The organism is Streptomyces viridochromogenes (assembly GCF_001270495.1).
GTDB classification, from domain to species: Bacteria; Actinomycetota; Actinomycetes; order Streptomycetales; family Streptomycetaceae; genus Streptomyces; species Streptomyces viridochromogenes_A.
The window spans coordinates 1-12,380 of record NZ_LGUR01000276.1 but is presented as its reverse complement, the minus strand read 5'-3'; the positions used below and the strand labels follow the sequence as shown (position 1 = coordinate 12,380).

Below are 12,380 nucleotides of genomic sequence, written 5' to 3'. Positions count from 1 at the left end.
TGTGAGCCACACTACGGCGCATGGGACAGGCGGGGCACTTAGGAACAGCAGGCGACTCCTCGGATGACGACTCCTCGAGCGAGGACCGCCGCGTCTTCCTCCTGGGTTTCGATGCCGACGGACGTGTCGTCATCGCGAGGAACAACCCGGACCACGCGCGCTACCTCGTCATCGTCATTCCCGGCGTCGGCGCGTGGCCGTCCGGCCTCGATCCACTCCTGCTGCGCGCCGAGGTCCTCTGCCGTGAGCTCTCGTCGGACCCGGACGACGACGCCGTCTCGGTCATCACCTGGGTCGACTACAAGACACCCCGATCGCCCGGCGACGCCCGCGATCCGGCGTTCGCCGCGGAGGGCGCGCTCCGACTGGCCCGCTTCATCGTCGGTCGCCGGGTGGGGGCCGAGGCCTGGGGCCGGAGGTCCGGTCCTCAGCGGATCACGGTCATCGGGCATGGTTACGGCGGCCTCGTGGCCGGTTTCGCGGCGCGTGACCACGGCATGGACATCGATGCGCTGGTCCTTCTCGGCTCCGCGTCCGCAGGGACCGAGACCGTGAGCGGACTGCGCCTGCCGGGGCCCGTGTACGCGACGTCGCCCGAGGTCAACGGCGACGGCACGCCCTACGACGTACACGGTCCCCGGCCCGACTCCCCCGGGTTCGGCGCCACCGTGCTGCATCCCGGGCCACTGTCGTACGGCGGCGACCCGACGGTCCGTTACCTGTCGTCGCTGAAGAAGATCATCCTCGGGACCGCCTGAACCGCCGCTGAACCTCCGTCAGGCCCCGGTGGACGACCCTTCCGTCAGGCCCCTGTGTACAGGTGCGCGGCCCACAGGGAGGGCGTGCGGGGATACAGGTCCCGCTGCCTGCGGGCGGCGCGGTGCAGGGCATGCGCGGCGCGGCCGAGGTCGAGTGTCCCGCCCCGGGTGTCGAACAGCGCGCAGTAGAAGTCCTCGGCGATGTCGACGGCCACCTCGTCGTCCACCATCCACAGGGTGCCGACCACTCCGGGGAAACCGGCGAGCTGGAAGGCACCGGCCAGGTGCAGCGACTCGTCGAGGAGGCGCTCGGCGGCGTTCAGCGCGGTGTGGCACGCCGAGAGATAGGCGAGCTGGGCGCCTTCGAGGTCGGTGCCGACGAGGCTGCCTACGGTCAGTGGACTGTGCTCGTGGTCGTGCAGCAGGAGCCTGCTCGCCGAGGGATCCCTGTGGTCGTAGTCGCCGTGGCAGGCGAAGTGCACGACGGCGCGTCCCGGCAGCTCCGCCAGCACGAGCTCGCGCGTGGGAAGCGGGCTGCCGGGAAGCGGGCTTCCGTCGGCACCGGGGACCTGGTCCGGGTCCGGCTCGATCAGCACCAGGGGATCGGGGAGCACCCGGGTGACCGCCTCCGCCTCGGCCTCGACGTGCCGGAGCGGCCCGCCCTGCGGCAGTCCCGGGGTGGTCGGCATCGCGACGACGAGTGAACGGTCCGACGCCCCGATCGCGGTCCGACGCCGACGGGCGTGCCGCAGGGCTCGGACGGTAGGGGTGTACGAGGACACGACCCGGTCCATGACCGTCCGGCGAGCCGGGGAAGCGGGGTCGTCATGGTGACCGGCCGCATGCAGGGGCAGCATGCCCAGACGCCCGCTGGGCGCCCACCACAGACGCGGCAACGTGGCTTCTTCGGCCGGAGCGGCGTCATGGCCGAGGGCGGCGAGGACCGGACCGGCGGCGCTGTCCCAGAGCCACTTCAGTACGTCGCCGAGGGCGGCCTGTGCGGCGACGCGGTCGGCGTGCGGATCGGTGGCCTCGCGCAGCGCGACATGGAACGCGTTGACGTTGTCGATCACCGCTCGCGGCGTGAGGGCGGGCAGGGGCAGCGGGGTGACGCCGTCCGCCGTGAGCAGCAGGGCGTGGCTGTGCCGGTCGTGGAGGACGAAGGTGACGATCGGTCCCTGCCCGGCGTCGGACCGCAGCTCGTCGGCGGTGGGCGGCAGGGCGAAGTCGGCGAAGCCGTCCAGGGCGCGGATCCGGTCGAGCAGCGCCGTCATCTCCGCGGCCGTGTCGACGCGGTCGTCGGGCGTGTCCAGCCCGGCGTCCCTGGCCTGAAGGGGCTCGATGTCACGGTCGAGGCTCTCCCTGAGCTCGGCGAAACGTGCGGCGAGTTCAGGGTGGACGCGGCGCAGCTCGGCCAGGGCGCCGCGGGCGTCGAGGGTCTGGCCCAGCAGGACCGCGCGTCCTGCCTCCAGCAGGGAGAGGGCGCGCTGGGCGCGCTCCGGGAGCGGACGGGTCGTGTCGGCCAGTGCGGCGGCCGCGGCGCTGTCGGCGAACTCGGCGACCGACGCGATGGCGTACTGCTGATCAGTACGGCTCATGCGGTGCGAGGCGAGTTCGGGCAGCAGGAGGATCCCGGTCTCCAGCAGTTCGGCCTCAAGGGCGGGGTCGGCGTTGTCGCTCAGCAACGCCCCGAGTCGGGCACCTTGGATGCGCAGGCTCGGAGGCGCGGCCGCGCTGCGGACCACCTCGGTGAGGAGACGGAGTGCTTCTTCCTTGTCCGCGGAAGCCTTGCCCCGCGTGAACCTGGACCGCAGGGCCGCCGCCGTCACCAGCAGGGTCCCGGGCCGGAGGGGATGGTCGGCGGAAGCCACGTCGAGGGCCTCGCGGCCCGTGTCCACCGCTTCGTCGAGGTCCCTCGGGTCCCGGAGGAAGTCGAAGCGGGCCTCAAGAAGGTGGCACAGGTTGGAGAGCGCCTCGACCCGGTCCTCTCCGTCCGCGGTCGCGCGTTCGAGGGCACGGCGGCCGAACTCCAGTGCTTCGTCGAGATCGGCCGCGTCCCTGGTGCGCTGGAACCGGAAATGCAGGGCGTTGCTCAAGGACGCCAGGTACACAGCGCGCTCGGAGTCCTCGGCGGCGGAGGCATCGACGGCCCGGCGCGCGGCTTCGACCGATGCGTCGAGGTCCGCGGGATCACCGGAGCGTTCGTAGCGGAGCCGGCTCGCGAAGCTGAGGGCTGCCAGGCGTCCTACCCGCCTGGCGGCGTCAGGCGCGGTGGCCTCGACCGCCCGGCGACGTATCCCGACCAGTTCGTCCGCGTCGGCCAAGGAGCGCGTCCGCCCGAACCGGTCCTTGAGGCAGTCGGCGAGTATGTCCAGGCAGTCCGCGTGCCGGGGACCGCCGCCGACGGCGAATCTGGCGGACTGTCCGCCGGCAGCGGATCCGTCATCCGCCTCGGCCGGCTCCCCGTCCGGATTCGGCCGGACGGTCAGCTCGACGGCACGCCGGGCGAAGCCGGCCGCCTCGTCGAGGTCGGGCAGCGACCTCGTCAGCCGTGAACGGCGGAGCAGCACCTGGGTCAGATTCCGCAGTGCGGATCCGAGCGCTTCCTCGGACGGGTCGTCCGTCGCTTCGACGGCCATACGGCCGCAGGCGACGGCCTCTTCCAGATCCTCCCGGGCGCCCAGGCGATCGAAGCGGACGTACAGCGCGCCGCAGAGATTGGTCGAACCCGCCGTACGCCCGGAACCGTCCCGCGAGGCTTCGAGGGCCTCGCGGCCGAGGGCTATCGCCTCGTGCAGATCGTCGAGCGTCTCCTCGCGTTCGAACCGCTGGATCAGCGCGGTGGTAAGGCTCCTCAGCCGTGCGCACCGATCGGCATGGCCGGCGGCGGTCACGTCGACGATCAGCTGCCGAGTGGTGACGGTCTCGTCGAGATCCTCAGGCATTCCGAGCAGTTCGAAACGCTTCCACACCGCGGTGTCGAGGGCGATCAGAGACAGCTCCTTGTGAGGGTCGCCGTCCGCCGCGGCCCCGACGGCCTGACGGCACGAGTCGATGGCCTCGTCCAGGTCCGCCGCCGCTTTCGTCCTCTCGTGGCGGGACAGCAGCAGGGTGCCGAGGTTCGTGAGCATCAGAGCCCGAGCGGAACGGTCGGTGTCATCGACGGATTCGACTGCCTGCCGGGCCACGGCAACCGCTTCGTCGCCCTCGGCCGCCGTGCCGGTCGACGCGAAGCTCTCGCTCAGGGCCCTGCTGAGGTCGAGGAGGAGGGGGGTGCGCTGACGGGCGTGCGGCGGTGTGTCGGTGGCTGCCCGGCGCAGTACGGCCACCGCCTGGCGCAGATCCGCGGGGCTGCCGGTCAGGTCGAACCGAGAGCGCAGGGCGCTGCCGAGCTGCTGGAGGCGCCAAGCCCGCTGGTCATGTCCCGTCGGCGTCGCTTCGACGGCCCGCCGCAGCGCGTCCACGGCCTCCTCCAGGTCCGCCGCCGACCGTGTCTGCTGAAACCGGCTGTGGCATGCCTCGCCCAGGGTCGTCAGATACCTGGCCCGGTCCGGATGCGCCGCGCCGGCTTGCACGCACTCGCGGCCGACCCGCACCGCTTCGTCCAGGTCCGCCGGCCGCTTCGTACGCGAGAACGCGCTCATCAGCGCGGTGCCGAGGTTGTTGAGCGTCGCGGCCCGATCGGGGTCGTCCGCAGGCATGGCCGCGAGGGCTCGCCGGGTCACCGTCGTCGCCTCGGCCAAGTCCGCGAAGTCGCCCTTGAGGCCGAAGCGGGCCTGAAGGATCGCGCCGAGGTTCGTCAGCATCGGGCCCTGCCCCGGGAAGCCGTCGGATGCCTCGACGGCCCGCCGCGCGACCGTCACCGCCTCGTCCAGATGCGGCTCGGCGCGGGTGCGGTCGTAGCGTCCTTTGAGCGCGGCGCTGAGATTCGACAGGGCCATCACCAGGTGACGGCGCTCCGAAGCGGTCTCCACGGCACGGCGCCCGGTGGCCAGCGCGTCCTCCAGGTCCCGTCGGTCCCCGGTCCGTGAGAAGCGGATCCAGAACGCGCCGCAGACGACGGCCAGGCGGTGCGGCCGTTGCGGATGGCCTTCCGGAGTGGCGTTCACCAGATGGACCCAGTGGTCGACGACATAGGAGAGCAGGGTCGTGTCGGAGCCGGCCGCCGCGTACTCAAGGACAGTGATCAGGCTCGGTTCAGCCCTGTCCGCCAGTGCGGGCAGCAGCGGTGCGGGCAGTTCCCACAGCCCCATGGTGATCGCGGCCGGGGTGAGCTGCTCCAGAGCCTCTTCGAGCGCCGCCTCCTTCTGCCGCCCCTGCGGCAGGGCCTGGAACTGGTACCACTTCAGCCAGCCCAGGGCGTGCCGGGCCTCCGTGTCAGTGCTCCCTGCCCTGTCGCTCTCCGACCCGTCGTTCTCCGACCCCTCGCTCTCCGCCCCGTCGAGCGTGCGCATGAGCTCGGCGGCCAGCGCGTTGACGCCCGGCGTCAACGCCAGCGCCGGATCGCCCGAGTCCCTGATCCACCGCAGAGCCTGTTCCAACAGGCGGGCCAACTCGTCACGACGTCCCATGGGACCCCCTTGTCGCAGCGGCCTCCGATCGTATGGGGACAGCCCGCCGCGCGGGGTGGGAGAAGGCGATTACCTGAGGAAGGCCCTTGGAAACGAAGAAGAAGTGCCCTCCGCACACTGGAAGGCATGGCCAAAAATCGTGGGTGATCGGATGAACCATGGCTGCTCAACGTTAGTGTGGCGCTGAGATCGTGCTCCCGAACCTCCTGGGCGCCGTTCCCTGAAGCAGGCAACTCGTAGAGGCATCGTGACAGCCCACCCCGTATCCCGTGATCTGACAAGCGAGCCGACGGGTGTCCCCGAGCCCGGCGGCGTCCGGCCGGCCACGGTCTTCGGGGCGACCACCGCGTCCAACCTCGTCGGGATGGGCGGCAACCTCGCTCTGAGCGTCTGGGTCCTGCACGAGACGGACTCCTTCGCCCTTTCGTCCGCGCTCTTCGGCTGCCAGTGGCTCCTTCCGCTGATCTGGCCCGCCGGAATAGCGCACTTCACCACCGGCCGCCGACCCGCCGCCGTGGCCGCCGGCTCGGAGTGGGCCGGTGCCGTGTTGTCCCTCGCGCTGCTGGGATCCGTCGCCTTCCGGTGTGTGCCCCTGGTGCTCGTCCTCGTGACCGTGCGCGGTTTCTGCGACGCGCTGACGCGCACGGCGGCCTCGCTGGTGTTCAAACTCGGTGGCGCCCCCGCGGAGGAAGTCGAACGGAACGTCTCACGGCTTGAGTTCTGGCGCATCGTCGGCACCTCGGCAGCGGGCGTGCTGTTCAGTCTGGTCGGCGAGCGCACTGCCACGGCAGCCTTTCTCGTGGCGGCCGGCGCCGTCCTCGCGGCGACCGGTGGCGTCTACGCCAGGGCCGCTGCGCTGACGGACCGTCCGGTGGCAGAGCCTCCCGGCAGGACGTCGGGCATGGCAGCTCTGCGTGCGAGTCTGCGGGCCCAGCCGATGGCCAGGATGTGGCTGTGGCAACTCGGGCTGGTAGCGGCCTTCCAGGGACTGCACAACGCGATCCGCATCGCCTACCCGCAGCAACAGCTCGGCGAGGGCGTGGCCGGGGTCGGCGTGGTGAGCGCGGTCAGCACGGTGGGCGTGCTCTGCGGGGGCTGGCTCGCCAGCAGGGAGCAGGTCGTGCGCCGGCTGAAGTCCGTGCCCGGACCGCTTCTGGTCGCCGTGGTGGGGGTCGTGGCGAGCGGTGCCGTCTTCCTGCCCCTCGCCGTCCCCAGCTACGCGCTCTACTTCGTCTTCATGGTGCTGTTCGAGACGGTCTTCATGATGTTCAACCTGCGCGTTGTCACCGCCACGGAGCAGGAACACGCCTCCTCCCTGCTCGGCTTCCGCAGCACGCTCCTGGGCGGCAGCACGCTGGCCGGACTCGCCGTCACCTCTCTCCTGCTGACCTGGCTGTCCGCGGCCTGGAGCACCGCGGCCGTGATCATGGTGATCGCGGCTCTGTCCTGGCTGCTCGCCCGCCCGCGGACACCGACCGAGACCGAATGAAACAGATGCGCTATCAGGGATACAACCAGCGGGCCGTCGCCGTGGTCGACGCCTTCTCCACCGGACACCTGCTCGGACCGGCGTTCCGCGCCAGAGGTGTGCCGGTCGTCCATGTCCGCAACCGCAACACCGCCCTGGAGTCGCAGATCCGGACCTTCCACGGTCCCGACTTCCAGGCGGAGCTGGACTTCACCGACGACATCGCCGACACGGCCTCCGAGCTCGCCTCCTTGGGAGTCGTCCATGTGGTCGCGGGGATCGAGAGCGGCAGTGACGTGGCCGACCTCCTGGCCACACACCTGACCACCCCCACGGCCAACGCCCCCGGGTTCGCCGACGCCCGCCGGGACAAGCGGGTGATGCACCAACTCCTCGACCGGGCCGGGATCGCCGTACCGTGGCAGCGTCACCTCGACGCGCACGGTGACACGGTGTGGCAGTCCACGGGCACCGAGCCCGAAACGGTGGTCGTGAAGCCCGCGGCCAGCGCGGGCACGGACAGTGTGGTGGTCTGCCGCGGCGGCGCCGAGCAGGACGCCGCGGTCCAGGGCATCCTCCGGTCGACCAACGTGTACGGACGCCAGAACGCCGGCGTGGTCGTGCAGGAGTACCTGCCCGGAACCGAGTACATGGTCAACACCGTGTCGGTCGACGGCGCACACGCGGCCGTCGAGGTCTGGCGTTCGGACAAGAAGCTCCTGGACGCCAGTCCCGTCTACGACCGCCAGGTGCTTGAGGACCCCGCCGACCCCGGCATCGCGGCGGTCATCTCCTACGTCTTCTCCGCCCTGACCGCTCTGGGTGTGCGCTGGGGCGCCGGCCACAGCGAGGTGATCGTGACACCTCGCGGGCCTCTCCTCCTCGAAACGGCGACCCGGCTTCCCGGCGGTGCCGACCCCTCACTGGGTCTCAAGGCGCTGGGCACCAGCCTTGTCGACGAGGTCGTGGAGTCGTATCTGGCCCCCGACACCGTCGCGGACCGAGGTGCGGTCCGTCCGCTGAGGAGGTTCGCCATGGGTGTCAGCCTCATCTCCCCGTGCTCCGGCCGCCTCTCGCGCGACCTCGATCTGCGTCCCGTCCAGGCGCTTCCGTCCTTCCACGGCGCCCGGATCCCGCTGGAGGCCGGAAGCCGGGTGTCGCGCACCGTCGACCTCTTCACCAAACCGGGTGGCCTGTACCTGTGCCACGAGGACAGGGACCAGCTCACGAAGGACTACGAGACCGTCCGAGAGTGGGAGAGCGTCGAGTTCACCCGGGTGACGGACGGGACCTGAGCGTGGACCACTGCCTGAGCGTGCCCCACTTTCCCCAGCGGTTCGAGCCGCCGGACTGGCCGACCGGGGCCCTGTGCGAGGGGGCCGGCCCGGAAATCTGGGGTGACCGCGCCTGCGGGCTCGCCTGCCTGCGGATGATCACCTCGTACTTCGGGCTGGCGGTTCCGTCTCAGTACGACCTCGTCCGGCAGGCCGTCGACAGCGGCGCCTACACCAGCAGGGGCATCCTCCATCAGGGGCTTGCCGACCTCGCTGGACGCCACGGTGTCAGCGCCGCGACCGTCGCGCTGGACACCGCGGAGGAGATGCGCCGTCTCCTGACCACCTGCGGTCCGGTGGTCGTATCCGTCACCCACCAGTTCCCCGAGGACGGACGCCGGGGCGGTCACCTCGTGGTCGTCACCGGTGTGCACCGAACTCCCGAGCCCGCGGTGACCTTTCGCGACCCGTCACGTTGGGGGCACACGCACAGCGAAGTCCCCGTACGGCGGTTCTTCAGCAGTTTCACCGGCCGCGCCATCGTCTTCGCTGCTCATCCCCGAACTCTGCGAGCGGCGTTGGGCGGCGTCCCCGGACCCGGACCTACGAGAGCGGCCCAAGGATCTCCTGGGACTCGATGAGCCCCTGGTCGCTGGGCGCCTCGCAGTCGTCGAAGACCCGGGCGGCCTGCCGGGCCCGGAAGTCGAGGTGGGCTTCGGCGGGCTTGGCGTAGCCGTAGCGGGCGCGGGCTTCCGCGGGCGTCAGCACTTCCTCCGTGCGGGGAGGGACGCCGAGCTTCATCGGCGCGATCACCGCGACCGTGGAGGGCGAGAGCCGTGCTATCAGGCGCAGTTCGGCCTTGGGGCTGAGGTGGGCGAGCGCGAAGGCCGCTTTCATGACGGGCACGATGAGATACGACCCCGGCCAGGGCGGCGCCCCCGAGGGCAGTTGCCGGCAGCCGCAGCTTCCACGTGAGAGGGTGACTGATCGCCCGTTGCGCCACAGTCCAGTATCGATACACAAGGTGGCCTGCGGCATCAAGGAGGACAGCGACACCTCCCGCCAGGCAGGGACTGCGTCCACCATGCCACCGTCGGGCAGAACGCCCAAGCCGGCATGATCGCCATCCAGACCCGCGACGGTATCGACGGCTCGGAGAACGTCGATACAGGCGTCAGTGCCAACGGCCCGCTGGGAGGTCTCTGACGTGGATCCCCAGCTGGAAGTGGCCGATCGGGCGGTGAATTCACACCCATGCCGTATGCGCGGCCGTCGTAACTTTCGTCAGTGTCGTATCAGGCCCGTGCGTTTGACGGTCGCCAGCAGCGGGGTGGTGTCGATGGCGGTGACCGCTTCCAAGGGGCCGACAGCGTCGGTGAGGAAGGTGTACAGGGCGTCGAGGTTCTCGGCGGCAACGGCGACGACCAGGTTGGCGAGCCCGGTGGTGGCGGCGCAGAACCGGACGTGCGGGTGGGCGCTCAGGGGCCGCGCGGCCTCCTGCAGCGCACCCGGCCGCACCGAGATCCACAGCAATGCCTCGGTCTGCGCGCCGAGCAGTGCGAGGTCGAGCTCGGTGGCCAGGCGCAGCGCCTGGCTGTCCAAGAGGGCTTCGAGCCGTCGGCGGGCCGTGAGTGCGGTGGTGCCGGCGCGGCGGGCCAGGTCCGTGTAGGTGGCCCGGCCGTCCTCGGTCAGCCCGGCGATCAGCGCGGTGTCGACGTCGACAGGCGCGTACGACGGTGCCGAGGCCGTCGGTTGCGCGGGGTCGGGGACGAGTTCGTCCAGTTCTGCGGGGGAGAGGAGGCCGGCGGTCCAGCGGAAGGCGGTGGGGAAGACACGCAGCAAGGTGTGGGCGGTCCAGGAGCCGACGGCGTCGGTGGCGGGCAGGTCGCGCAACAGCAGGTTGTTGCGGGCTTCCGGACCTTCCAGGAAGAAGATCGTGGAGATCTCGTCGCCGCCGCCGAGGATGTCCACCCAGACAGTGTCGGGGCGGCGGGCCAGCGCCTGGGCGACCTGCCGGATCTTGTTGGGGCGGCAGCGGATGCGCAGGGCGACGGGGATCAGGTGCGAGAAGCGGGCCGGGTTGCGTACCGCGGTCGCGCGCAGAGTGCCGTCGGCGTACAGCAGGGCGACCCGGCGTACGACGGTGCGCTCGGACAGCCCCAGACAGCGGGCCACCTCCCGCCAGGAGGCACGCGGCGCGGCGACCAGGGCCGCCGCGATCCGCCGATCGGTTTCATCGAGCACCTGTCGCATGATCCGCATGGTAGGCCCAGGTGCTGGCGTACTTTCTGCGCAGGAGCCATCAGCTTGGCAGTGAATTCCCGCATCCCTCCTACAACGGTCTCGTCACCGGACGACGCGTTCGGGATCCGGCACCTGCGAGATGAGGGAGAAGACGATGACTGATCACGGAGCCGACCTGCTGATCCGCGCCGGGGCGGTGCACACCCTGGTGCCCGGTCAGGCGGTGCAGCGGGCAGTGGCCGTGCGCGGCGGCCGTATCGCGGCCGTGTCCGCCGACCCGAACGGTCTCGATCACCTGGTGAGCGTGGAGACACAGGTCCATGACCTGCCCGGTGCCACCGTGCTGCCCGCCTTCGACGACACCCACACCCACCTGATCTTCGCAGCGCTCGGTGCCCATGACGTCCCCGTGCATCAGGCCCGCAACATCCCTGAGTTCCTCGACCTGATCCGGCAGCGGGCCGCCGTCACCCCCGAGGGCGAGTGGATCCGCACCACCACCAACTGGCAGGAACTCAACCTGACCGAGCGCCGCATGCCCACCGCAGCCGAACTCGACCAAGCCACCGACCGGCACCCGGTCCTCGTCAAGCGCGGCGGCCACAACGACGTCGTCAACCACTACGCGCTGCGGCTGGCGGGCATCACCGAGGACACCCCCGCACCGCCGGGCGGCACCGTCGGCCGCAGCGCCGACGGCAAGCTCGACGGCCGGCTGATCGACAACGCCCTGCACCTGGTGGAACACCTGGTCCCGGCCCCGGACCGGGCCGAGCGCATCGACGGACTGCGCCTGGCCACCCGCGACTACGCCGCCACCGGCATCGGGACCGTACGCGACTGCGCGGTCACCCCCGAGGACTACGCGGTGCTCCTGGCCGCTCGCGAGGCGGGGGCGCTCAGCACCCGGGTGCGAGCGCTGATCTCCGCCCTCGGGCTGACCAGCGCCGCCCAGGTGGAGGACCTGCTCGACGTCATGGAGGAGTGGCGTGACAAATCCGACCCGTGGCTGTCGGTGTGGGGTGTGAAGTTCGGCCTCGACGGCGGTCTGGAGGCGGGGGCCACCGAGGAGCCGTACGCCTGCGACCACGCCTTCTCCGGAATGCTGATCTGGGAGCCGGACGCGCTGGTCGAGGCCGTCGAGGCTGTGGTCCGGCGCGGCTGGCGAGTCGGCACCCACGCTTACGGCGACCGCGCGGTGCGCACCCTGCTGGACGTCTACGAGCGCGTCCTCGAGCGCAATCCTGGGCTGCCCGCCGGCACGCTGGTAATGGAGCACGGCGGCCTGGCCGGACCCGAACAGCAGGCCCGTGCCGTCGCCTTGGGCATCCCGGTCACCATCCAGCAGCCGCTGCTGCACGACACCGCCGAGGTCGAGGAAGGCTTCTGGGGACCCGAACGCGTCGCCCGGCTGTTCCCCGCCCGCGGCTGGATCGACCTGGGCGCCGAGGTCAGCGCCGGATCCGACTTCCCCGTCGGCCAGTTCGGCGCGATGCGCTCCATATGGGGCATGACCACCCGGCAGACCGTCATCGGCGTCAAGGGCCCCGAGCACGCCATCACCTACGACGAAGCCCTCACCCTGCACACCGCGGGCGCCGCCCGCCTGACCGGCGAGGCGCACCTGCGCGGCACCCTCACTCCGGGCCGCCTCGCCGACCTCACCGTCTGGGACCAGGATCCCGCCCAGTGCACGGGCTACGCGCTGCGTGATCTCCGCCCCACGCACACCTTCGTCGGCGGCCTCCTTGTCACCCCGACCGGCACGCGGTAACCAGTCCACTGAGCCGTGGCTGGCTCTGTCCTGGTGGCATGAGCGGCCGTTGATATGGACCCCTTGGCGGTGGGGCTTGTAGAAAACCTTGTTGAGAACCCAGGGTGTGGATCTTCGACGAGGAGCACAAGCCCGCTGGTCAGACGTGGTGCAACGCTCACAACCTCGGGGTGGGCCCACGGTGAGAACCAGGCACAGGTCATCGTCAGTCACCATCGCCGACCACCGTCTCGCGCGGCACGCTCCCTGCGGGGACGCCGGACGGCGAGGATGACGAGTCATGACGATCGT

8 protein-coding genes are annotated in these 12,380 nt (G+C 70.9%); 5 read left to right on the top strand and 3 right to left on the bottom strand.

Annotated features, from left to right (window positions below; all coding sequences use genetic code 11):
• Positions 1-20: 20 nt before the first annotated feature.
• Entirely contained in the window at positions 21-758 is a 738-nt protein-coding gene (locus tag ADK36_RS45290; RefSeq protein ID WP_048586878.1) for an alpha/beta hydrolase, read from the top strand.
• Positions 759-802: 44 nt separating this feature from the next.
• On the opposite strand, the gene ADK36_RS45285 is transcribed toward ADK36_RS45290, so the two are convergent.
• The gene (locus ADK36_RS45285) at positions 803-5,329 is read right to left on the bottom strand and encodes a CHAT domain-containing protein (RefSeq protein WP_053201708.1); all 4,527 of its coding nucleotides are present in this window, start codon (positions 5,327-5,329) and stop codon (positions 803-805) included.
• A gap of 247 nt (positions 5,330-5,576) precedes the next feature.
• On the opposite strand from ADK36_RS45285, the gene ADK36_RS45280 reads away from it, so the two are divergent.
• Genes ADK36_RS45280 through ADK36_RS45270 form a run of 3 tightly spaced genes read left to right on the top strand, consistent with a single transcriptional unit; the run spans position 5,577 to position 8,712 of the window.
• The gene (locus tag ADK36_RS45280; protein WP_053201704.1) at positions 5,577-6,818 is read left to right on the top strand and encodes a hypothetical protein; all 1,242 of its coding nucleotides are present in this window, start codon (positions 5,577-5,579) and stop codon (positions 6,816-6,818) included.
• Positions 6,819-6,823: 5 nt separating this feature from the next.
• Positions 6,824-8,092, top strand: a complete 1,269-nt coding sequence (locus tag ADK36_RS45275; protein WP_048586875.1) for an ATP-grasp domain-containing protein — start codon at positions 6,824-6,826, stop codon at positions 8,090-8,092.
• 20 nt (positions 8,093-8,112) lie between these two features.
• Complete coding sequence (locus tag ADK36_RS45270; protein WP_159391269.1) at positions 8,113-8,712, top strand: C39 family peptidase; 600 nt, start codon at positions 8,113-8,115, stop codon at positions 8,710-8,712.
• Here the strand turns inward: ADK36_RS45270 and ADK36_RS49340 are convergent.
• Together ADK36_RS49340 and ADK36_RS45260 are read right to left on the bottom strand one after the other, a co-directional pair.
• A complete protein-coding gene (locus ADK36_RS49340) occupies positions 8,675-8,968 on the bottom strand; it encodes a hypothetical protein (protein ID WP_053201700.1) in 294 nt (97 codons plus the stop codon). The two genes, ADK36_RS45270 and ADK36_RS49340, sit on opposite strands and share 38 nt — an antisense overlap.
• Before the next feature lie 387 nt (positions 8,969-9,355).
• Positions 9,356-10,333, bottom strand: coding sequence for an Lrp/AsnC family transcriptional regulator (locus ADK36_RS45260; RefSeq protein ID WP_199830385.1), 978 nt, complete (start codon positions 10,331-10,333; stop codon positions 9,356-9,358).
• Positions 10,334-10,469: 136 nt separating this feature from the next.
• On the opposite strand from ADK36_RS45260, the gene ADK36_RS45255 reads away from it, so the two are divergent.
• A complete protein-coding gene (locus tag ADK36_RS45255) occupies positions 10,470-12,089 on the top strand; it encodes an amidohydrolase (protein WP_048586874.1) in 1,620 nt (539 codons plus the stop codon).
• Positions 12,090-12,380 lie beyond the last annotated feature (291 nt).